19 protein-coding genes are annotated in these 21,762 nt (G+C 51.5%); 3 read left to right on the top strand and 16 right to left on the bottom strand.

What is annotated here, in order from left to right; genetic code table 11:
- Window positions 1-15 precede the first annotated feature (15 nt).
- The 11 genes from DFP95_RS06745 to DFP95_RS06695 all read right to left on the bottom strand — a co-directional run bounded on the left by DFP95_RS06745 (window position 16) and on the right by DFP95_RS06695 (window position 11,262).
- Window positions 16-975: a GNAT family N-acetyltransferase gene (locus DFP95_RS06745; protein ID WP_115991796.1), complete on the bottom strand. Its 960-nt coding sequence runs from the start codon at window positions 973-975 to the stop codon at window positions 16-18.
- A gap of 12 nt (window positions 976-987) precedes the next feature.
- On the bottom strand, window positions 988-2,025 hold the full coding sequence (locus DFP95_RS06740; RefSeq protein WP_115991795.1) for a GNAT family N-acetyltransferase: 1,038 nt from the start codon (window positions 2,023-2,025) through the stop codon (window positions 988-990).
- Between the two features lie 12 nt (window positions 2,026-2,037).
- Window positions 2,038-3,216 (bottom strand): glycosyltransferase family 4 protein, encoded by a 1,179-nt coding sequence (locus tag DFP95_RS06735; RefSeq protein WP_115991794.1) that lies wholly within the window; start codon window positions 3,214-3,216, stop codon window positions 2,038-2,040.
- A gap of 14 nt (window positions 3,217-3,230) precedes the next feature.
- The gene (pseI, locus tag DFP95_RS06730; RefSeq protein WP_115991793.1) at window positions 3,231-4,292 is read right to left on the bottom strand and encodes a pseudaminic acid synthase; all 1,062 of its coding nucleotides are present in this window, start codon (window positions 4,290-4,292) and stop codon (window positions 3,231-3,233) included.
- Complete coding sequence (locus tag DFP95_RS06725) at window positions 4,279-4,953, bottom strand: formyltransferase family protein (protein ID WP_115991792.1); 675 nt, start codon at window positions 4,951-4,953, stop codon at window positions 4,279-4,281. Before DFP95_RS06725 ends, pseI begins: the two co-directional genes overlap by 14 nt.
- A complete protein-coding gene (gene pseG / locus DFP95_RS06720) occupies window positions 4,947-6,008 on the bottom strand; it encodes a UDP-2,4-diacetamido-2,4,6-trideoxy-beta-L-altropyranose hydrolase (RefSeq protein ID WP_115991791.1) in 1,062 nt (353 codons plus the stop codon). The genes DFP95_RS06725 and pseG overlap by 7 nt, the downstream gene beginning before the upstream one ends.
- Window positions 6,008-7,207, bottom strand: a complete 1,200-nt coding sequence (pseC, locus tag DFP95_RS06715) for a UDP-4-amino-4,6-dideoxy-N-acetyl-beta-L-altrosamine transaminase (RefSeq protein ID WP_245987409.1) — start codon at window positions 7,205-7,207, stop codon at window positions 6,008-6,010. Before pseC ends, pseG begins: the two co-directional genes overlap by 1 nt.
- On the bottom strand, window positions 7,204-8,184 hold the full coding sequence (gene pseB, locus DFP95_RS06710; protein WP_115991790.1) for a UDP-N-acetylglucosamine 4,6-dehydratase (inverting): 981 nt from the start codon (window positions 8,182-8,184) through the stop codon (window positions 7,204-7,206). The genes pseC and pseB overlap by 4 nt, the downstream gene beginning before the upstream one ends.
- Before the next feature lie 104 nt (window positions 8,185-8,288).
- Window positions 8,289-9,578, bottom strand: coding sequence for an aminotransferase class III-fold pyridoxal phosphate-dependent enzyme (locus tag DFP95_RS06705; RefSeq protein ID WP_115991789.1), 1,290 nt, complete (start codon window positions 9,576-9,578; stop codon window positions 8,289-8,291).
- A gap of 14 nt (window positions 9,579-9,592) precedes the next feature.
- Complete coding sequence (locus DFP95_RS06700) at window positions 9,593-10,480, bottom strand: aldo/keto reductase (RefSeq protein WP_115991788.1); 888 nt, start codon at window positions 10,478-10,480, stop codon at window positions 9,593-9,595.
- Complete coding sequence (locus tag DFP95_RS06695; RefSeq protein ID WP_115991787.1) at window positions 10,477-11,262, bottom strand: cytidylyltransferase domain-containing protein; 786 nt, start codon at window positions 11,260-11,262, stop codon at window positions 10,477-10,479. The genes DFP95_RS06700 and DFP95_RS06695 overlap by 4 nt, the downstream gene beginning before the upstream one ends.
- Window positions 11,263-11,398: 136 nt before the next feature.
- Between DFP95_RS06695 and DFP95_RS06690 the strand changes: the two genes are divergently transcribed.
- The 3 genes from DFP95_RS06690 to DFP95_RS06680 are packed head-to-tail and all read left to right on the top strand — an operon-like array spanning window position 11,399 to window position 15,639.
- Window positions 11,399-12,727, top strand: coding sequence for a DUF4910 domain-containing protein (locus DFP95_RS06690; RefSeq protein ID WP_115991786.1), 1,329 nt, complete (start codon window positions 11,399-11,401; stop codon window positions 12,725-12,727).
- Window positions 12,724-14,310, top strand: coding sequence for a hypothetical protein (locus DFP95_RS06685; protein ID WP_115991785.1), 1,587 nt, complete (start codon window positions 12,724-12,726; stop codon window positions 14,308-14,310). Before DFP95_RS06690 ends, DFP95_RS06685 begins: the two co-directional genes overlap by 4 nt.
- 18 nt (window positions 14,311-14,328) lie before the next feature.
- On the top strand, window positions 14,329-15,639 hold the full coding sequence (locus DFP95_RS06680; protein WP_115991784.1) for a DUF4910 domain-containing protein: 1,311 nt from the start codon (window positions 14,329-14,331) through the stop codon (window positions 15,637-15,639).
- A 637-nt stretch (window positions 15,640-16,276) separates the two neighbouring features.
- On the opposite strand, the gene DFP95_RS06675 is transcribed toward DFP95_RS06680, so the two are convergent.
- Genes DFP95_RS06675 through gmd form a run of 5 tightly spaced genes read right to left on the bottom strand, consistent with a single transcriptional unit; the run spans window position 16,277 to window position 21,762 of the window.
- The gene (locus DFP95_RS06675) at window positions 16,277-16,879 is read right to left on the bottom strand and encodes a putative colanic acid biosynthesis acetyltransferase (RefSeq protein WP_115991783.1); all 603 of its coding nucleotides are present in this window, start codon (window positions 16,877-16,879) and stop codon (window positions 16,277-16,279) included.
- Window positions 16,876-18,147 carry a glycosyltransferase WbuB gene (locus DFP95_RS06670; protein WP_220376337.1) on the bottom strand — a complete coding sequence of 424 codons (1,272 nt, stop codon included), beginning with the start codon at window positions 18,145-18,147 and terminating at the stop codon, window positions 16,876-16,878. The genes DFP95_RS06675 and DFP95_RS06670 overlap by 4 nt, the downstream gene beginning before the upstream one ends.
- Before the next feature lie 30 nt (window positions 18,148-18,177).
- Window positions 18,178-19,533, bottom strand: a complete 1,356-nt coding sequence (locus DFP95_RS06665) for a sugar phosphate nucleotidyltransferase (protein WP_115991782.1) — start codon at window positions 19,531-19,533, stop codon at window positions 18,178-18,180.
- 52 nt (window positions 19,534-19,585) lie between these two features.
- Window positions 19,586-20,728, bottom strand: a complete 1,143-nt coding sequence (locus DFP95_RS06660; protein ID WP_115991781.1) for a glycosyltransferase — start codon at window positions 20,726-20,728, stop codon at window positions 19,586-19,588.
- Window positions 20,725-21,762, bottom strand: a complete 1,038-nt coding sequence (gene gmd, locus DFP95_RS06655; protein ID WP_115991780.1) for a GDP-mannose 4,6-dehydratase — start codon at window positions 21,760-21,762, stop codon at window positions 20,725-20,727. Before gmd ends, DFP95_RS06660 begins: the two co-directional genes overlap by 4 nt.

Raw genomic sequence — 21,762 nt, 5'->3', positions numbered from 1 at the left:
ACTGCTCCTTTCTCGTCAACGAACGGCTTGTTTCATATAATACGCGAATTTAAACAGCTTCCCGTTCATTTTCGATATCTGGAAATACGGCTTTTGCTCCGCACCGAAAGAACGAAAGAAGCCTTCGATCGTTTCGTGCATGCCTCCGTAGAAATCGAACTGTTCGGCTACCCGCGACATATCCTGAATCGCATGCCAGATCAATAGGGAATGGGATCCGCCGTGCTCCAGATTCGGATTGGCGCCGCCGAGCAGATTATAGGCGCAGCCCGAATCCCAAACGATATAAACCGCGCTATGGGCCTGACCCGATTCGTCGACGGCGAACAAGATTTTACGACGATTATGCTTAAGCAGAGCCGCGTCTAATGCTTTTAAAGTCTCGTAGCTATAGGGAATCGGAAATGTTTTCGGATGAAAATTCTTTCGATGGAGCTCGTAGAACTTCTCCACGTCATCGCTTTCTACCACTTTAAACCGGGTCGCGGCGAGTTGGATCTCCTCTTTGACGCGATCCGCGAACCGTTGATAGATCGAATCAAGATCGCTCAAATCATCGATCACGTAGGTATACCGGGTAGTCTGCCGGAATCCCCTCCAATAGAACGTGCTCCAATTCGTAATGTGTCTGCTGAAATGATGATACGAATAATCGGCGGCAGGCAATTGGTCAATGATCTCCAGATAGATTTCGCGTTCGTAGGCGAGCCTTGTCGCATACTTCTGGTTGCTCGGATACCGAATCCATATCCCCATCGTTAACGTCAACTGCGGCATTTGAATCAAATTGAACCCGAATTTCCTCGTCTTGTAGTATGGTAAGCTGGCCACGATCTCGTTGCCTTTCTCCACGATGCACACGTCCCAATTGTTCGGACCTCCGCATGCAATATCTAGCCACCAATCTTGATCGAATAGGGGCAACTCCGGATTTCCCCGGCATAGCTTCCGGTATTTGCTCTTCGCGTCATTCATTCGATACTCCTCCTATAGGCAGTCGTATATCGTAGAGACGGTGATGACCGCCGTGATTTGACTTAAAGCTTGCTTGACGTAATAAGCTAACTTAAAGAGTCTCCCTTTGATTCGGGTCACTTGGAAATACGGCTGTTGCTTGGCCCCCAACGCACGGAAAAACCTCTCGACGGGCTCGTGCATCCCGCCGTGCAGATCGAATTGTTTCGTGACCTTCGACATTTCCTTGATCGCGTGCCAGAGCAGGAACGAGTGGGATCCGCTCTTCCTTAATTCGGGATCGGCCCCGCCAAGCAAATAATAGGCGCAATTCTCGTCCCATATCATATAGATCGCGCTATGAATTTGATTTTTTTCGTCGACCGCGAACCAAATTTTTCGACAACCGCGCTCGCGGCAAGCCTGATCCAAGGACGTCAATATTTCGACGTTATGTGGCAGCGGCACGTTCTGACGATCGAAGGTTTTCCGATTAATCTCGTTGAAGCGTTCCAAATCGTCGCTTTCGATGACCGTGAGTACCTTCTCCGCTTTGCGGATTTCCGCCCGAATGTTGTCCCTGAAGTTCGCGTATATCCGGTCCAAATCCCGAAGATCCTCGAACACGAAGGTATAACGGGTCGTTTGCCGAAATCCTTTCCAGAAGAAAATACTCCAGTTCGTAATATTCCAATTGAAGTGTTGGTAAGAGTAGTCGACTTGCGGCAGTTTATCGATAATCTCCGAATATATCTCCCTCTCGAAGGAGAGCTTCGATTCCATGCTTTGGTTATCCGGATATCGAATCCATATCCCCATCGTGAGCGTGAGCTCCGGCATCTGGATGACGTTGAACAAATACCGCTTCACGATATGATAGGGCAAACTCGCGACGATATCGCCGTTTCGCTCCACCAGACATACGTCCCAATTATCGGATCCCCCGCAAGCGATATCGAGCCACCAGTCCTGATCGAATAAGGACATATCCTTGCGGGATCCGCATAACTCCCGGTATTTGCTTTTCGCATCCTTCCCGACGACCTTGTCGGCGATCGTTCCCTTGCCCATCGTAAGCACTCCTTAAGCTTTGTTTAATTGGCGTCTCTTCGAACGGAACATTTCTTCGTATAGAGCCGCAGTTCTGCCGACGTATTGCTCCTGGGTGAATTCTTGCAAATACAACGCGGTTGCATGATGCCCCATTCGTTCGACGTCCATCGTAAAAATGCGAATGATCGCTTCCTTCAATGCCTCGCTATCGCTTGCCGCGACTAAAATCCCCGTATTACCTCTGACCATCTCCGGTACTCCCCCCACGTCCGTCGCCACGACGGGAAGCCCCATGCTCATCGCTTCGAGAATGACGGTAGGAAAAATATCGTAAACGGAAGGGAGAACGAGTACGTCGCTCTGGCTCAGCAATTCCGGCACGTCCCTTCGCAAACCGAGCATAAACACCGTCGTATCCAGCTCTAACCGTTCGATTAATCGCGCAAGGCCATCTTTATAAGCTCTCTCATGGTCGAACGCGACATCGCCCACGATAACGAACTTGATGGTCGGATCCGACACCCTGATTCGGGCTGCAGCCTCGATGAGATATTCCAATCCCTTCATTGGCGAAAGCCTCGCGATCGTGATGACGATCCGATCACCTGATGATAGCTGCAGCTGCTCGCGAAGGGACTCCAAGCGGCTCCCGCCCCGTGTATCTTGAGAAGTCTTGGAGATCCCGTTGTAGATTTTAACGATTTTGCCGGATTCCTTCCGGAACCAGCGGAACATGATCTTGCTTCGTTCGCACAGTACGATGACCTTGTCGTTGAACAAGTGATTAAGGCCGGCAACGAATTTATAAGCGATTAACGGCTTGCGGGCCAATTCGTGAACCGTTTGAATGGTGGGAATGCCTAACCACTTACCGATGATATTCGCGCCGATAACTTCCATTTTATGAGAATGGATCAGGTCGATTCGATGCTGCTTCACTATCCGGTTAATGACGGCAAGAGACTTGAAAAGCACGTATAGATTGCGGAAATAATAGCCCGGATCGGTGGGCTTGCCGAAGACGGCAAGCGGACCGAACAGAACGGTCGCTCCCAAAGCTTCGTATTTTTCTACGTATGCGGTCGGAGCCGACAGCAAGACGAAGCAACGGAATCGACCGCCGTCCAGCCCCTGTATCAGTTGTAGCAGAACGGTATCCACGCCTCCGACCTGGCTCGCGTAAGGTTGAACGAAAAGGATGTTTTTCATGTCCGCGTCCTCCCTCACACAGTCTCGAGCAGCAAATCCCATCCGACCGGCGTACCTGCCTTGATTGCTCTTGTAACTTTCTTACCGATCAACTGATTCAAGTATTTAGGAGAAAGCCCATAACCTGGGCGTATGATTCTTACGTTATCCTCGCTTAGCGCGTCGCCGCTTTCCACGTCCCGGCTAATGTATAGGGATCGGCGGAACTTCAGCGACGACTTCTCCTTCTCGCTCAATCCGTAATGCACGGAGCCCATAGCTTGACTCGCCGTCAAAGTCTCCGACACGAGGAGCTTGAGCTCAGCCGGCTCCAACGAGAAGGCCGCGTCGACTCCGCCCTCGGCTCTCGATATCGTGAAGTGCTTCTCGATAACCGATGCCCCGAGTACCGTGCTGGCAACGGCGGCTCCGATTCCGAGCGTATGATCAGATAGCCCGACCTCGCATTGGAACAGCTCCCGCATATGCGGAATGGTCAGTAAATTGCTATCGACAGGCGACGCCGGATAGGTACTCGTGCACTTGAGCAGCACGAGCTCCTTGCAGCCGGCTTCCCTTGCTGCCGTTACAAGCTCCTCCAGTTCCGCAAGCGTCGCCATTCCCGTCGATATAATGAGAGGTTTGCCCGTTCGCGCCGCATGCCTGACTAACGGAAGATCGTTATTTTCGAACGAGGCGATCTTGTAGAAGGGAGTATCGAGCTCCTCCAGGAAATCGACCGCCTTCGGATGGAACGGCGTGCTGAACGGAATGATTCCGAGCTGGCGGCAACGCTCGTATATCGGCTTGTGCCACTCCCATGGCGTATGCGCTTGCTCGTATAAGCGATAGAGCGATTGGCCTTTCCAGAGGCTGCCGGAATCGTTGATGAAGAAATCTCCGTAGTCCAGATCAAGCGTCATCAAGTCCGCCGTATAGGTTTGCAGCTTCAAGGCATGAGCTCCCGCCTCCGCGGCCGCTTCCACAATCTCGAGCGCTTTCTCGAGCGATTGGTTATGGTTTCCGGACATCTCCGCGATTATGAACGGAGGTTGGCCGTTTCCGATTGGGTAATTTCCCAGTTTAATTACGCCCATCGATTCCCTTCAGCTCCTTCTTTCTTTCCACTTTAATCTCGAAAGTGCATCCATCCAATTCGAAGTAACATGGATAACGGGCATTATCCGCTACTCGCATTAACCTGAATTGCTCGCGAATCGTGCGGTCCGGGTCAAGCTTGCTGTCGTTAGGCGTTCTTCGCGGATAATAGGTGCTCTCTCCCTGCTGGCTCTCCGCCGTGGCGATAACGGAGGGATAACCTTGCAGGAATTGATTGCATAGCGAGATCGTCGTTTTTCCAAGCGATTGCCGCATCTCGTCTATTAACTCGGTTCCGCGGAATTCGAGCATCTCCCGAAGGTAGATCGGACCGTCGTCCACTTTCTCCGCGGCTTCGAACAGCACGACCGGAATTTCGTTATCGCCCTCGAGAATCCGCCAGGTCAGGGGCGACCACCCCTTCCCCTTCGGCAGATCGCTGGCGTGTACGACAAGGTTATGTAAATTCAACGCGAGCAATCGAGGCGGCACGATCTGCTCGCAACCTAAAAAAAACGCGATATCGCCGTTCGTTAGATCGGATACCTCATGAGTCCACACGATTTCTGCCGCGTATTTCTTTAAGGAGGGCAGCCAGGGGGGAATATGTTCGTTAATCCAATTTTTACGATCGGATACGACCGTTATTTGCTTCAGCATGTCAACAGCTCCTTAAGCGTCCGCTCGGCTCCCAAACCATCTACCAAGTTCATCCCTCGCTCGGACATGTCTAGTAACTCCTCGGGCTTTTCCATGAAGCGAACGATACGAGCTTGAATGTCTGCCATACGGACTTGCTCCGAGCGTCCGATCAATGAGATGACGCCCAGTGCCGCTGCATTCTCGGACAGCTCGACCTGATTGTCCGCCGTCATGATCACGATTGCGGGAAGTCCTAGGCAGCATCGTTCCCAAGTCGTCGTGCCTCCGGATCCGATGGCCAGATCCGCTTCTCGCATCAGATCGGCCACATTCTCCGCATGGTCGTAACATTCCGCGTATTCTATCCTTCGGCATAGATCGCGAATGCGATCCGCATGCTTGTTGATTTTCCCCATGAGTACTTTGATTCGAAGCTTCCCAACGGCTTGCGCTTGAATTCGTTCGATTGCCTGCAGCGATTTGACCGTCTCTCCGGTAGAATCCGCGCCTCCGAACGATAGGAGCAGATTTCGGATCCTGCCGGATCTTGCCGATTCGGTTCTCGCGGCGAAGAAGTCCGGTCTAAGCAGGGCGTATTCCGGACCAAGCAGCATCACGCAGCCTTGACCGACAAGACCTTCGTATCGCTTGCTTCCGTTGCCGTAAGGATTCTGATCGAGCAATAGATCGCATGCGTGAGGCCTATTCGCCAAATCGTCGATAACCATCACTTTGCGGACGTGATTTCGGATGGCCGTTTCGTATTTGGCGTCTAACTCGTAATGGTCGACGATAAACCAATCCACCGGCGTTTCTACCGATTCCGCTTCCGCTTCAGAGATTAAGTCGGAAATCGTCGAATCGGCGTCGATCTCCCAGCGGCTATGGCTTAAAGGCAAGGAGCGTGCTTCGAATCCGCGGCTACCGATATAATCGATTAAATTTCCTTCTCGCTCCTGACAGAGGAAGCTCACCTCTCCATGAGCCTTCAAACGATCGGCCAATGTCAGGCACCTCATCACATGACCCGTTCCGATATGTACGGATGCATCCGTTCTTATGATGATCTTCATCACGAAATCGTCGACTTCATGCTTTGGCTTACGACTAGGCGAACCGCGTGAATAACGTCCTCGACGTCCTCATCCGTCATGGCTGGGAACAATGGGAGCGTAATCATGCTCGAGTATAGTTCCTCGGCCTTCTTGCATAAGCCTTGCGGATAGCCTAACCGTTGATAATGAGGGTGAAGATAAACCGGGATATAATGAAGGTTCACGCCGATATTCAATTGGTATAGACGCTCGAATATCTCGTCCCTTCCCGCGTTCAGCTTACCTAGATCCAAACGAATAACGTATAAATGCCAGCTGGAATCCCCCGTATCTTCCTGATAAGGAGTATGAATGGCTTCCCATTCGAGGAATGCATGGTCATACGCTTGCGCTATCCTTTTTCTTCTAGCGACGAAATCGTCCAGCTTATCCAATTGGCTTACGGCAAGAGCAGCGGATATATCGGTTAACCGGTAATTAAAGCCCAAAGACTGCATTTCGTAGTACCATCTGCCGGGACTTTCATTCTCCAATAAGATCGGATCGCGAACGATGCCGTGGTTGCGAAACTGAAGCAGCTTGAGATGAAACTCCTCGCTATCGGTCGTAATGACGCCGCCTTCTCCAGCGGTAATATGCTTAACCGGATGCAAACTGAACATCGTCATGTCGCTAACCGAACCGATCGGTCGCGAACGATAGGTTGCGCCCAGAGCATGCGCGGCATCTTCGATCACGATCAGGCCATACTTATCCGCGAGCCGCCGGATGGCGGACAAATCAGCGGGCTGACCGGTGAAATCGACCGGTATAATCGCTTTCGTTCTCTTAGTGATGAGCCTCTCGACCGCATCCGGATCGATATTGTAGGTTCGCTCGTCGATATCGGCGAACACGGGCGTTCCTCCCTGATAGAGAACGCAGTTGGCGCTGGCAGCGAACGTCATGGGAGTCGTAATCACTTCGTCGCCCGGCCCGATACCGGCTGCGTAACAGGCAGCGTGCAATGCAGCGGTGCCATTAGAGAACGCTACCGCGTAGCGCGCTCCCGCCTTAGCGGCGATTTTCCTCTCGAATTCGGGAACGAGCGGTCCGGTCGTTAAGAAATCACCCCTCAACGCGGACACTACGGAGTCGACATCCCGTTCATCGATCCATTGCCTTCCATAGGGAAGCAATGACTTCCGCATAGGTCTTTGGACGAATACCTCCGTCATGCATATTCACCGAGATATTGCCTGATTTCTTCGTCCGACAGCCAGTGGCTATTCGTGTGGCTGCTGTAGCTGAACCTCTCGTGCAAAGGAGCCCCGCCGTAGAAATCGCTCTCATGATCGTCCAGCCAGACGGGATACTCCGGCTTAATGACGAAGTATTTGTCGAACTCTACCGTCTTGCGGGCGTCGTCTTCCGTGATCATCGCCTCGTGAAGCTTCTCCCCCGGACGAATGCCAACGTAATCCATCGTGCAATTCGGGGCGATTACCCTGGCCAGATCAACGATCTTGACGCTGGGGATCTTCGGAACGAAAATTTCCCCGCCCTTCATTCGGCCCAGGCAGTCTTGAACGAATTGAACGCCCTGATCCAGCGTAATCCAGAACCGCGTCATTCTCTCGTCCGTAATCGGCAAATGCCCCGAGTCTCTTAGCTTGTGGAAGAACGGGATAACGCTTCCCCGGCTCCCCGCCACATTGCCGTACCTGACGACGGCAAATCGGGTATCCAAGTCCCCTACGTAGGAGTTGGCCGCGACGAACAGTTTGTCCGATGCGAGCTTCGTCGCCCCGTATAGATTGATCGGATTGGCCGCCTTATCCGTGCTAAGCGCGATAACCCGCTTCACTCCGCGGTTAATGGCCGCGTCGATAACGTTCTGGGCGCCGAGGATATTCGTGCGAACCGCTTCGAATGGGTTATACTCGCAAGCCGTAACATGCTTTAACGCCGCCGCGTGAACGACGATATCTACTCCGTCGAATGCCCGGTTAAGCCGTTCCTGATCCCTCACGTCCCCAATGAAAAAACGCATTCTTGGATCGGTGAACTCTTGGCTCATCTCGTATTGCTTTAATTCGTCCCTGCTGAGAACGATGACCTTACGAACGTCGTATTCCAGCATTTTTCGGACGAATTTCTTGCCGAACGAACCCGTGCCTCCTGTTACAAGAACAACTTTCCCATTGAAATCCATGAAGAAATCTCTCCCTCTTTCGATACACTTTGTTATTATAAATCAATAATATGTTACACTTTGTATCATGTCAAGCAGTAAAATGTCATTTATTGTTTCTTTATCTATCTAAGCTTGAATAATGGCTCCAGAGGCCTGCAGCGAAGCTTGGATTCCAGATTTCTTTCGATTAGGGCCGAGCTTAATTGATCCAATATTTCATCGTAAGCTATAAGTAATCGGGCGACGTCTTGGTCCGAATGGGAATAACTCATATTATGGGAACCCACCGTCAAGATGCCCCGTTCCAGCATTTCTTGTAAATAGAAGGTTTTGGTAGTCCAAGAACTGTACTCGGGCGTGTCTTGAATAACCAAGAACGACCAGGCCGGGCTTCCGGCCACGGACAGAACGCGCTCCAAGCCGTGCTTGCGGATTCTTTCGCGTATTCCATCCATAACCTTGGTTCCTTGAACAAATAAAGTCTCCAGCACGGGCTCCGTTTCCATTCGCTGCATAGTCGCCAGCGCCGCCGCAAGAGATAAAGTTTCCCCCCCGAAGGTAAAGGAGAAGAAAATATCCTCCATCCCCTTCATGATTTCCCTCTTGCCGACGACGGCCGAGATCGGATAACCGTTGGCCATTCCCTTTCCGAATGTCGCCAGATCCGGCGTTATTCCGTAGAGCTTCTGGGCGCCGCCCAGATGGAACCGAAATCCCGTAATCGTCTCGTCGAACACCAACAAGGCTCCATTCTGCCCGCACAGATCCCGAACGCCCTCCAGAAACCCGGATTCCGGCGCGACCATGCTCATCGGTTCGAGAATAACGGCCGCGAATTGCCCCGGATACTCGGTAAATAGCTTTTCCAATGTATCCAGTCGATTGTAGGCAAAGGCATGCGTCAATTCCCTAACGGCTCGAGGAACGCCGAGATGCCTTGCCGTAGACCCGATATACCAATCCTGCCATCCATGATAGCCGCATACCGCCACGCGCTCTTTGCCCGTATACGCTCTAGCTAACCTAATCGCTCCCGACGTGGCGTCCGAACCGTTCTTGCCGAACCGTACCATCTCCGCGCAAGGAATCAACTCGACCATTTTTTCCGCAACCAACATCTCGAGCTTATGAGGCAAGCTGAAGGAAACTCCGTTATCCATCTGGCTTCTTACGGCGGCATCGACGGCATTGTCCCGATAGCCCAGCGTCACCGCTCCGAGGCTGTTGACGAAATCGATATATTCGTTGCCGTCGGCGTCCCACACATGGCTGCCCGCTCCTCTTTCGATAAAGTAAGGCGATACCTCGAGCGGATATTGGGTTTTGCTTTTGCTGAAGGTCTGGCTTCCTAATGGAATCGTGTTCAGCGCTCTCTCTAACAGCTCTTCCGATCTGGCATATCTAGTGGACATATCGATCACCTTTTTCAACTGATTTTCCATAAGGATGGATTGAGAAGCGATGGTTCCGACGACGCAAAATCCGAGTAATCGAACCCGTGGGAAGATTTGCTCGCTAAAGCAATCAACTGAAGCAATTGTTCTTGACGGTTAACGCCGCAGACGAACGTGTCGATGACGGGCAGATCGTTCACGTAAGACATAGCGGCCTCGACGGGGCTCATCCCTTTCTCCTTCACGAAAGAATGGAATCTTAGTATTTGTTCGGTATGCGGCCGGAAATAGGCGGGCAATTCCAGCGGATCCATGCACAGTAAACCTTGCAGAAATACGGATCGAGCGTGCACTTCTATTCCTAGCGACTTGCAACGCGATAACAATCCGTTCTGGACGAGTCGCTGATCGAAAAGATTAACCGGCACTTGAATGAGGTCTATCGGATATCGGCTGATCAATTCTTCAACGCGGTCCTCGGCATAGACGGAGATACCTATCTTGCTCGCGAGTCCTAACCGTTTGCACTTCTGCAGTCCCTTCATGACTTCGTCTCCGTATACGGAAAGCAAATCCTCCGCACGGTGCAGAATGACACCGTACACGCCCTCTTGCCTCAGTCTGAGCAGCGATTCCATGAGCCGATTAACGACTTCGTTCGATGAAATACCCGAACCGTCTTGCGGAAGGAGTCCGGGTAACTTCGTAATAATTCGGAAGGTATGCTGATGCTGCTTAGGCAATAACATCCCGAGTACCCTCTCGCTGTCTCCGTATACGGCCGCCGTATCGATGACCGATATTCCGTTCAGCTCCGCCGCCCACAATATTTCCCTCGCTTCCGCCATCGAGGTTTGTCCGTTCCTGTTCGCGACTCCGTAATCCATTCCGAGCTGTGCCGTCCCCAATCCAAGCTTCACGGTTCTCTCCCCCCTTCGACTTCGACTCCGGCAACGATTTTCGATCCTTCGTTTCGCTCGATGTCGCGAATAATTTCCGGAAGGTCGGGATTCCGTTCCAAAATATCCAGCCAATGCTCGAATGAGGCCATCATCGGGTCGATGCCATGTTCGACGGCTTTAGCGACGAGCGCGGACAGGAAAGCGTAATCCCTCTCCTCGTCCAACGTCCACCGAAGCCCGGAATAATCCCTGGTCGATTCGATATTCGCTTGCGGAAACGAATGGGGTCGTCCGCGAATGAACGGAGTGACGTGTTCGCGCTCGAAACGGGAATCCGATTCTTTCCAAGCTCGCTCCAATGCATCGTAGGAAAATACTTCAACGTCCAGTCCGTCGGGAAAGGTCGGAGGATGGATATTCGACGCGTAGCGGATCGACGGATACCGTTCGACGAATTCGTCCACGACGGCATCGACGATTTCGGGGTCGATCAAGGGACAATCGCCGGTAATCCTGACGACGACATCCGCCATGGTCAAACTTGCGACGCGATAATACCGGTCGAGAACGTCATGCTCGTCGCCGCGGTAAACCGGGATCTTCAATCGTTCCATCGCTTCGGCTATGGCATCGTCGTTGTTCGACAAGCTCGTGGCGATGATGATTTCATCTAACGTTCGGCATTGCGAAAGACGCTCGTGTATCAGCTCCAGCACCGTATTTCCATTCAATAATCGCAGGACTTTGCCGGGCAGTCGGGATGAACCCATGCGGGCTTGGACGATCGCTACGACTTTCATTTTTCTCACTCCTAGTCTAGTAATCGAATAACAAAACCGGGATTGACTCTCCTTGATTTGTAGTATAAAGTAAAATTATTGCCGATACAATATGTAACATAAATAAACCAAAACGTATACAAAAGGAGGTCTTCACATGGAGCTTTCCATGTTAAGCCGACAAAGAATGAGAGAATTAATCGAGCCTTACTTTATGCTGAACCGAGTGACCGTCGGAGACGATACGACCTTATTCGCGCGGGGTTTGGCGGAGCTGCTCCAGGTGGACTTGCTGTCCGTTCCCTCCGGAACGAAGTGCTTGACTTGGACGATTCCCGATAAATGGGTCGTGAGGGAAGCGTATATCGAAAGCTTGGACGGGGAAAGAATCGCGGATTTTGCCTGGAATCCCCTCTATTTGAACTCCTACTCGGCTCCGTTTATCGGAATTCTCTCCAAGGAAGAGCTGTTGACGCACATATCCTTTCATCCGGACCATGAAGATCGCTTGATCTATCTCAACCGTTGGCAGTATCACAAAAATAACACGAAGTGGGGATTCAGCGTTCCGAGAACGACCGTAAACGGCTTATCGGATGCCTATTACCGGGTTTGCGTCGATACTTCTTTCGAACAAGGCCAAATGGAAGTCGTCGATTGGATATTGCCGGGAAGGTCTCCCGAGACCGTCTTCTTCTCCGCCCATACTTGTCATCCGGGTCAAGTGAACGACGGGATCGCCTGCATCGCCGTTCTCGTCGAGTTATTCAAGTATTTGGAATCCGTTCCCGACCGTCATTATACTTACCGCCTCATTCTAGGTCCGGAATATTACGCGGCAGCCGCGATTTTGGAGCATGGCAAAGACGTCCGGCAGCTGAAATACGGCTTCTACCTGGACATGATGGCCAATTCCTTGCCCATCAGCTTCTCCCGCTCCTTCCATGGGAACAGCTATGCGGACCGGATAACCCGCAGCGCGCTGAGCTTGTATGACACGGGTACGTTAGATGCGCCTTATCGCAGCTTGTACGGCAACGACGAAATGTTCTACGACGGACCCGGCTTCGATATTCCTACGGTTTGCCTAAGCCGTCATCCCTATACGTACTACCATACGGACTGGGATAATCTCGACAATTGCGATTTTGATAAATTGGAGGAATCGTTAGCCATGCTGAAGGATATCGCCGAAATATTCGAGACCGACGTCATTCCGGAGCGCAATTACGAAGGACCGCTTTATCTGACCGACTACAATCTGTATATCGATCCAAAGCTCGATCAGCGGGGCTATACCGCACTGCAAGAAATTCAAATCTTGATGAACGGCGAACGTAGCTGCCTAGATATCGCGGAGAGCATCGGAGTAGGCTTCCTCTTCGTTCGAAGCTTCGTTAACGAATTAAGCAAGCACAGACTGGTTACTATCAAGCACCCGGCTTCATCGGCAACATCCTTAACCGTAGCGGAGGCGATCAAATGAGAAGCTACCGCAGTCATCTTCTTCATGCCGCGCCGTCTTCGGCTGCCTCTATCGTTCGCAAGCCGACGTTTCGTTCCTCCGCTATTTTCCCCGTGTTTCGGACGGCGGGAATAAAGACGCGCATCTGTTATCTCGGTTATTGGATGGTCAAGCGAAGCATTCCGGAGATACAGTCCGTCGTCACGCTTAGATCCAAAGAAGGCACGATTCTCTTTCGGACCTCCGAACGCATTACGCAGGCCAGAGCCTACCGGGTAGAACTGGACGACTTGCTGGTTGGAGCGGGTAAGCAGGATCTGCCTGAATTCACCGGAAGCTTGGAGGTTGAATTTTTTTCTTCCCGCGACCTAGTATTCTCTTATCCCGCGGTCGTCGTTAATTATTACGGCGCCGAATTCAGCAGCCTCGTACATACCGCGCAACGCGTGTATAACGATTCGGAAGACCGCAACAGCAACCAAGAAGCGCTAGTCGCGGAAGCGGGATTTAACGTGTACGCGGATGGCGACCGCGAACCTTTCTTCTCTTTCATCAACGGATTCGAGCCGGTAAGGAACGGGCGAATCTCGATGAAGTTCTTTAACGCCAAGAAAGAGACGATGGACTTCCCTATCGAAGTTCCCTATCTCGCTCCATACGAGACGATAGTCGTTTACCCAGCCCGGCATACCGATCTGCAGGGCTTTCTGGACGGAAAACCAGGAACGGCCAGAATCGGCTTCGACGTGGATTGGGTATTTCCCCGGATTATCGCGGGAAATCTTCAGCGCTCGAAGGAAGCGATCAGCGTGACGCATACGTATTACGATTGCTCTTCCAGGTCCGGTAAAGACGATTATTGGCAGGATCCTCAGCCCGGCTGGCATTCGGCTAGCATGCTTATCCCCGTATCCCTCCAAGGGGATCGTTACACGCACGTGAATTTCTATCCGATCTATTCCCCATGCGAGCTAGAGATCGATGTGGAGCTCTATGATTCGGACGGCAATCTGCTAGGCACGAAAAGCAATGCCCAGACCATCTCGCCTACGGATAACAGACTTCAGACTCTCGATATTCGCTCGCTCTGCCTGGAGCTCGAGATCGCCGCATCCGAGCAATCCATGAGCGCCAATCTCGTCGCCCGTCCGATTCGCAGCAGCAGACTTCCGACCAGACTCAAGGTCGGCTTAGATTACGGATTAAACGCGAGCTCGCTGTCCAGCAACATTTGCAAAAGCATGGATGTCTTCAATCCGGCGCTCGAACAAAAGAAGAGCAGCTTCCATTGGGCTCCGATCGTAACCGACCAAGAAGACGGCATCGTCTGGATCATGAACAGCGGGCCGATGAATCCCTATACGCGCTTGGCAACCGTTACATTAACCTTCTACAGAGAACAAGATACGGAAACCCTGAGCCGCCGATTGACCCTGTCGCCTAACGGCAGCTATTGCTTGCGGGTAAGCGAAGAGCCCGAGCTTCGGGATTTTTTCGACAATCGAATCGGCTGGTACACATGCGTTTCGGATAACCCGCATATCAAAACCTACTATTTATGCGAAAGCAGCTCCGGCATCGTTGGCGGAGACCACGATTTCTAATAACGGAGGAAACGAATCATGCTTATGGATTTATTCGACCGGCTGTTCCCTATCAACCGCAGCATCACAGGCGACGGCGTCAGGCAATCGCTTCGCATTCTGGGCGAGATTGTGCCTATCAGGCAACGCGAGTATTCGACGGGCACGGAATGCTTCGATTGGACGGTTCCGAAGGAGTGGAACGCGAGGGAAGCTTACGTGAAGGACAGTCAAGGGCGCAAGCTGATCGATTTCGCGGACAGTAACCTTCACCTCATGGGCTACAGCGTTCCTTTCCGGGGAAGCGTTTCAAGAGAGGAACTGCTGGAGCATCTGCACACCCGACCAGACCTTCCTAACGCCATCCCATACATGATGTCCTACTACAAGGAAAACTGGGGTTTCTGCATAGAACATGACCGTTTGCCGGAGTTTACCGACGAACGGTACGAGGTCGTTATCGATTCCGAGCTGAAAGACGGTCATATGACGATCGGCGAGGGATTTATTCAAGGAGCCTCGGACGAAGAAATTCTGCTTTCCACTTATGTATGTCACCCCTCCATGGCTATTAACGAGCTATCCGGTCCGCTGGTCCAAACGATGGTCTACCGTTATCTATTGCAGAAGAAAGATTTGAAGTACAGCTACAGATTCCTCTACTTGCCGGAAACGATTGGCTCCTTGCTCTATCTGAGTCAACATGGGGAAGAGCTTAAGCGGCGGGTTGCGGCGGGATTCGTCGTAACCTGCGCCGGCCATGGAGAATCCTTTACCTATAAGAAGAGCAAACGCGGGGACACGCTTTCCGACAAAGCCGCCATACATGTCTTGAAGCAATCCGGCAAGCCTTACAAAGTCGTAGACTGGAACCCTTTCGGAAGCGACGAGCGCCAATATTGCAGCGAAGGCTTTAAGCTTCCGATGGGAAGCCTCATGCGCACGATGTACGGGGAATATCCGGAATATCATACCTCGCTCGATAACCGCTCGCTCATCTCCGAAGAAGCGCTATTGGAATCGGTACAGATGTACGTGGATGTCATTGAAACGCTGGAAGCGAACGAAACTTACGAATGTACCCACGTTCACGGCGAGCCGAAGCTCGACAAAAGAGGACTGTACCCTTATACGGGCGGGAACCGAACGGATGCGGAGAAACGTCGTATTGCCGCGGTAACCAACCTGATCGCGTTCAGCGACGGCTTTGCGGATTTGATCGACATCGCGGAGAAGCTTAACGTGATGGGCAAGGACTTGAGAGACCCCGCTTTGCTCCTCGAGCAGCATGGCTTGCTCCGCAACGTTAACGTTGTCGATCGATTGGATCTCGCCGCTCACTGGGGTTAAAAACGTAAAGATGCCGCCAATGAAAATCGGGCGCGCATCTTTTTTCGCTCCTATGCGTAGTACCTTACCTCGGATACCGGACAGGTAAACGGAGGGAAATTCGGCAAACGAGCGAACCCGATTATTGTGCCGGCATCCTAGAGGTTCGCTCATAGTCGGAAAAAATCGACTATCGCGCGGCATCCGTTCATCTTTCTTATCTAATCTAGTAAAACGGCTTCGCTATCTTTGGGACGGCAATATACGTCAGTATCACGCTAATCAGATTCTGATATGCTAGAGAAACGGCTTCGCCGTCCATCACTTCGAGGTTAAAGCATGCTCCGCTGTGAAACTTGAACAAAAGTAGAATGGTAATCATTGCTATTGGAGTTATCCAGCGCTTTTCCGATCAAAGAAAGATGAAGAACATCACTATCGATCGATTTTTATGAAAGGAATAGGTCAAACGGAGACCATTAGGAATAAAAAACATCTCTATCCAGCTTAATTTTTGAACGAACTTCAAAAATACATTGAAATACATCGTATTTGAAGGCTTCATGAATGTCTGATCGTTTTATCGTAGACGATTCAGGACAAGCATAGAAATTTTATACCTTCTGAATCGTTAACAAAAAAACAGCTTTATCAGCTGTTATCGTTTCAAGAGATGAAGCTTGGTTCTCTGCGGTACTTCTTCTTCCATCGTTTCGAACCTATGCTTGATGTATTTGGCCGGCGTACCGGCATGGACCTCATTGGTCGGCACGTCCCGCAATACAGTGCTTCGCGCCGCTACTACGGCCATAACCCCTACGGTCACTCCCGGATAAACGAACACGTCGCTAGCTAACCAAGCCCCGTCCTCGATTCGAATCGGATTAACGATTAACGAGAACTGCGGATCCGAAGCATCGTGGCTACCCGTGCATAGATAACCGTTTTGTGAAACTACGCAATGGTTTCCGATCGTAATGCTGTCCAAGCTATACAACTCCGCGTGGTCGCCGATCCATGAATGTTCCCCGATTTTCACCTTCCAAGGGTAAGTGATCGTGGCTGTGGGACGTACCTTGACGCCGATACCGATCTCGGCCCCGAATAACTTCAGCAGCCAGTTTCTCCATGCGTACATCGGCTGCAACGACCATCGAAACGCCGTGGATTGCACGAGCCACCACAACAAGACGATGAGCCCGCTTCTGCCTCTCGAATAGCCCTCTTGAACATACAAATCCAGGCGAACGCGATTTTTCATTCCATGCCGACCCCTATTTCGTACATAGTTTGTTGAAACTTGTTCATTACCGAATTGTAGCCTAGGTTCGCTACCGCATATTCCCTGGCGAACGTCCCGCATTGATTGCGATCGTCCGCGCTGCCCGCCAAGGACAGTAACGCTTCCGCCAGCTTGCCCGCATCTTCGGGCGGTACGATAATACCCGCTCGCGATTGCTCGATGACATGATAGACGGCGGTGGACTCCTCGGCCATTGCGATCACCGCTCTGCCGCTAGCCAGCATGCCGGTCAACTTCGAAGGCATGACGAGATCCGACGCGTTTTTCTTCTGCATAAGAAGATGGACGTCCGCCATATTCAGAAGCTCGTTGAGCTTCTCTGCCGGCTGCAGGGGAAGGAAGCGCACATGGGACAAGTTTTTCGCGAAGGCTTGCTCCATCAGCTTCTTCTTGACCACGCCTTCCCCGCACAAGATATAATGCACGTTCGACATGAGACGCAATTGCTCGGCCGTCTCCAATATCGTGTTCAGGCCTTGCTTCTCTCCCATGTTTCCCGAATAAAGCACGACCAAATCTCCATCCTTGAAGCCCATATCCCGCCTAATATCGTTTCTGATATTTTCCGGAAGCGGATGGATCTCCGAGATGTCTACCCAATTCGGGAACAGCCGGATTCTCCCCTGCGGCACTCCCTTCTTCAGAAGTCTCTTCGTCATGGGTTCGCTAATGGAGGAGACCGTATCGAATCGCCGCATTAGCCATCCTTCCAATCCGGTTACCAGCGCCTTCAATCCCCTTCGATCGGGGAGAATGCCCAAATCGAAAGCGGCGTCCACCTCGAAATCCTGTACGTGGAGCCATGTCTTAATTCTCAGAAGCTTAGACAATAAGACGACCATTGGAGACAACGCGATCGGGGGTTCGACGACTAAGCACACGTCCGGCCGCCATATCATATGCCTGATCAGCACGGGGATACTAGAGAGCGCGAACGAAAATAAGTGCAGCAACCGTTTCGTTCCCGAATCCGCCTTCGGGACCCACAGCGGGCAGCGCCACACCTTGGCCCCATTCCAATGCTCCATGCCGTATCGGTAAGCGGAGTATCCCTTCTGTATCTTCCAATGCGGATAATAGGGAGGGGCGGTTACTACTCTTACATCGTATCCATGCTCCGCTAGCCATTTCACCATCTCTCCGTTGTACTTTCCGATTCCCGTCAGTTCGGGAGCGAAGTTGATGCTATATAGTAACAGCTTGATTTTTCGTGAAGTTCGCGCCATTTGCATTCATCTCCCGAATATTCCTTAAACTTATACGGCGGCTTCTCCCCATGAGAAGGCAAATTCTACGACGTCCCCTTGATGCAAAGTTCCGCCCGTCTGGATTTCGATCATTTCCAGGTTCGTGATTGCCTTTAATCCATGCTTCGCTCGCGGCGGGATCTGGCAGATGGAGCCGGCTTCTACGGAAATCGTCTTTCCGTCCAAGTAGATTTCACCGCTTCCGCTGAGGATGTTCCATACCTCGGTCCGTTGGAAGTGAACCTCGATTCCCTTCTCCTTGCCTGCGTTTACGGATATTCGGGTCGTTAGGATTTCCTTATTCTCGTCGAGGACGTAATGATCGATCACCTTAGATGTACCCCATTGATGTTCCTCGTACATCGGCCTTTGTTCGAATAGAATCAATTCCTTCAATCGGGTGCTTGCCGCTTTGTCGGACACGAGAATGCCGTCCGGACTCGCAGCGACGACCACGTTGGATAAGCCGAGCACAGTGATCGGGATGTGCAGCTCGTTAATCACGTGCGTGTTCATCGAATCCTCGCTCATGACGCTTCTGCCGATTTGGGAAACGGCCATCTCTTCGGTTAACGTATTCCATGTCCCAAGATCTTTCCAATAGCCGTCGTAAGGCAGCATAACTATGCGGTCGCCCTTCTCGACGATCTCGTAGTCGAAACTGGTCTTCTTCAGCTCGCGATATTGCTTCGAAAGCTGCTCGTATTGCAGCGATATCCCTTGCTCGTACATTTGGGTAACCAAGTAATCGAGCTTAAACGCGAACACGCCGCAATTCCACATCGCCTGTTCGTTTTCGATAAGCTTCATTGCTTCTTCTTCCTTCGGTTTCTCGCGGAAGCACTTCACCTTCAGATACCCGTCGTTGCCGTCTTCCTTCTCGGGCACGATATATCCGTATTTGGATGAAGGATATGTCGGTTGGACTCCGATAAGAGCAAGGTTAGCGGCCGACTTATTCATCAATCCGTCCAATTGTTTTAATTGTTCGAAAAACTTATCCTCCACGAACGGATCTACCGGCAGTACGACGATCGTCTCGTCCAGATTGACGCCTTGAACCGAGTATAAGTACGATGAAGCCAGCGCGATGGCCGGGAACGTGTCTCTACGCTCCGGTTCCACGATAATGGAGGCATCCGGCCCGATCTGTTGCTTGATCATATCCACTTGGTTCGAGCTGGTAGCGAATAGAGTGCTCTCCGCTAATCCCACGTTGTTCAATTGCCTCCACACTCGCTGCAGCATCGATTCCATCTGCCCTTCCGGGCTTCTCATGATTTTCAAAAACTGCTTGGAGCGCGCTTCGTTCGATAGAGGCCATAGCCTCTTGCCGGATCCTCCCGACAGCAAAATCAATTTCATAGCCGCTTCCCCTCCCTCGCATTCCGTCCACTCCCCGTTAAATAGGAATGACTTAGCCGGTCCGCTCTGTTTCTGTAATCGAGTCCAATGATTTCCGGAAGGTCTCGAAGCTCTCCATATGATTGGCCGCCATCTTCTTAACCGTGTAATCACCCGATTTGATCATGCTGGCATCGCCGAACTCGCGACGAATCCGATCCTGCTTAAGCAAGAATTCGCAACGTAGCATGATCCCGTCCATATCGTTTTCATCCACGACATATCCATTCGTCCCGTTCTCGATCAGGGTATGCGCGGCTCCGGCCTTCGAAGTGGCAATAACCGGCAACCCGAAAGACATCGCTTCGTTAACGACTAGCCCCCATACGTCATAGCGCGTAGGCAGAACGAATATATCGGCCGCTTTGTAGAATTCGATCAATTGCTCCCTATTCATAAAGCTTTTAAGAACAACGTTTTTTAACCTCAGCTCCGCTATGATTTTACGGTATTCTTCCTTGAGCGGTCCTCCTCCGACGATGACGAGGGAAGTATCCCCTCCGTCCAGCCTCTCGAAGGATTCGATCAGCTCGGAGAAGCCCTTGCGCGGTATGAACTGGCCGACGGACAAAATGACCTTGCTCTTCAAGCTCTCTTTGAGCTTGAATTGCTTGAGCTTGGAAGGAGACATTGGAACTCTCTCTTCCTCGGAGTAAGACAAGGACGAAAACGGATATTCGTAAATATACTCGGGATTCGCTCCGTAATGCTTTAAGTATTCGGTACATTGGCTGCCGGATGAGAGCCACCCGGAAGCCGACGAAATGAAGTACTTTTTAAGCCTGAACTTCCATTTGCTCTCTTGCGGCACGAATCCTCCGTCCGAATTCAGCAGGAACGGAATACGGTTCGATTTCAGCCATCGGATCGCCGCCATTTCAGTCGGCGAACTGTAACAGCCCATAATATAAATATCGAACTTGCTCTTTTTAAGTTGCTTGATAATCGACCAATTCACGTGCTTATCCAGTCCAACGGTTATTCCCTTGAGAAATTCGCTCTTGAAGCTCATCTCTTGTTTATTCACGTTCCATTGACGGTTGGCTTCCGACTCCGCCTCGAACCATACCGTCAAGTTGCAACGCTTGCCGAGCTCATTGAAGAACTCTACTCGGTAGGGCGAAGGAATATTCGTGATGAACAAGACGTTCATCATACGACGTCGCTTAAGCTTGCCGCGACCATCGGATCAGAGAAGTCATATCCTTGATCCTTATAAGTACCGTACAATCTCGCTTGGTTATGCTGCAGATCCGAATCTACCATCATCTGAATCAGTTGCACGAATCCGACTTTACGTTCCCAACCGAGTTGTTTCTTTGCCTTCGAGCTATCGCCTAACAACAAATCCACTTCCGCCGGACGGTGGAATCTCTCGTCGTTCACGACGTAATCCCGATAATCCAGTCCGACGTAAGAGAACGCGACTTCTAGAAGCTCCCTGACCGAGTGGGTTTCGCCGGTCGCGATCACGTAATCCTCCGGCGACTCCTGCTGAAGCATCAGCCACATCGCTTGAACGTAATCTCCAGCGAAACCCCAGTCGCGACGCGCTTCCAAGTTGCCCATTCGAAGCTCCTTTTGTAGACCGAGCTTAATACGGGCTACCGCATTCGTTACTTTGCGGGTTACGAATTCGATGCCTCTCCGAGGTGATTCATGATTGAAAAGAATGCCCGAGCAAGCGAATAAATTGAAGCTTTCGCGGTAGTTGACCGTCATCCAATGCGAGTACACTTTGGCGACGCCGTAAGGACTTCTCGGGTAGAATGGCGTCGTCTCTCTCTGCGGTGTCTCCAACACTTTGCCAAACATCTCGCTGCTCGACGCCTGGTAGAAGCGCGTAGTCGGCTTTACCAATCGTACGGCCTCCAGCATATTGGTTACTCCGATCGCGGTAAGCTCGCTCGTTAGGAGCGGCTGCGGCCAAGAAGTCTCCACGTAGGATTGCGCGCCGAGATTATAGACTTCGTCCGGGTCGGAAATTTGAAGGGCCCTGATCAACGAACTGAGATCCGACAGGTCGCCGTCAATGATCTCGATTCTATCGACAATATGTTCTATATTCGTGTAATTCGGAGTGCTCGTTCTTCTTCTCAAGCCGAACACCCGGTAACCCTTATGTAATAAAAACTCTGCTAGATAGGAGCCGTCCTGTCCTGTAATTCCGGTTATAAGAGCTCTCTTCAT

The organism is Cohnella lupini (assembly GCF_003386205.1).
Lineage (GTDB): Bacteria > Bacillota > Bacilli > Paenibacillales > Paenibacillaceae > Cohnella > Cohnella lupini.
This window is presented reverse-complemented; position numbering and strand designations above follow the sequence as displayed.

Bases quoted from the DNA above. Each gene is read 5' to 3' on its own strand.
- DFP95_RS06745 (WP_115991796.1), bottom strand. From the start codon at position 975: ATGAATGACGCGAAGAGCAAATACCGGAAGCTATGCCGGGGAAATCCG.
- DFP95_RS06740 (WP_115991795.1), bottom strand. From the start codon at position 2,025: ATGGGCAAGGGAACGATCGCCGACAAGGTCGTCGGGAAGGATGCGAAA.
- DFP95_RS06735 (WP_115991794.1), bottom strand. From the start codon at position 3,216: ATGAAAAACATCCTTTTCGTTCAACCTTACGCGAGCCAGGTCGGAGGC.
- pseI (WP_115991793.1), bottom strand. From the start codon at position 4,292: ATGGGCGTAATTAAACTGGGAAATTACCCAATCGGAAACGGCCAACCT.
- DFP95_RS06725 (WP_115991792.1), bottom strand. From the start codon at position 4,953: ATGCTGAAGCAAATAACGGTCGTATCCGATCGTAAAAATTGGATTAAC.
- pseG (WP_115991791.1), bottom strand. From the start codon at position 6,008: ATGAAGATCATCATAAGAACGGATGCATCCGTACATATCGGAACGGGT.
- pseC (WP_245987409.1), bottom strand. From the start codon at position 7,207: ATGACGGAGGTATTCGTCCAAAGACCTATGCGGAAGTCATTGCTTCCC.
- pseB (WP_115991790.1), bottom strand. From the start codon at position 8,184: ATGGATTTCAATGGGAAAGTTGTTCTTGTAACAGGAGGCACGGGTTCG.
- DFP95_RS06705 (WP_115991789.1), bottom strand. From the start codon at position 9,578: ATGTCCACTAGATATGCCAGATCGGAAGAGCTGTTAGAGAGAGCGCTG.
- DFP95_RS06695 (WP_115991787.1), bottom strand. From the start codon at position 11,262: ATGAAAGTCGTAGCGATCGTCCAAGCCCGCATGGGTTCATCCCGACTG.
- DFP95_RS06690 (WP_115991786.1), top strand. From the start codon at position 11,399: ATGGAGCTTTCCATGTTAAGCCGACAAAGAATGAGAGAATTAATCGAG.
- DFP95_RS06685 (WP_115991785.1), top strand. From the start codon at position 12,724: ATGAGAAGCTACCGCAGTCATCTTCTTCATGCCGCGCCGTCTTCGGCT.
- DFP95_RS06680 (WP_115991784.1), top strand. From the start codon at position 14,329: ATGCTTATGGATTTATTCGACCGGCTGTTCCCTATCAACCGCAGCATC.
- DFP95_RS06675 (WP_115991783.1), bottom strand. From the start codon at position 16,879: ATGAAAAATCGCGTTCGCCTGGATTTGTATGTTCAAGAGGGCTATTCG.
- DFP95_RS06670 (WP_220376337.1), bottom strand. From the start codon at position 18,147: ATGGCGCGAACTTCACGAAAAATCAAGCTGTTACTATATAGCATCAAC.
- DFP95_RS06665 (WP_115991782.1), bottom strand. From the start codon at position 19,533: ATGAAATTGATTTTGCTGTCGGGAGGATCCGGCAAGAGGCTATGGCCT.
- DFP95_RS06660 (WP_115991781.1), bottom strand. From the start codon at position 20,728: ATGATGAACGTCTTGTTCATCACGAATATTCCTTCGCCCTACCGAGTA.
- gmd (WP_115991780.1), bottom strand. From the start codon at position 21,762: ATGAAGAGAGCTCTTATAACCGGAATTACAGGACAGGACGGCTCCTAT.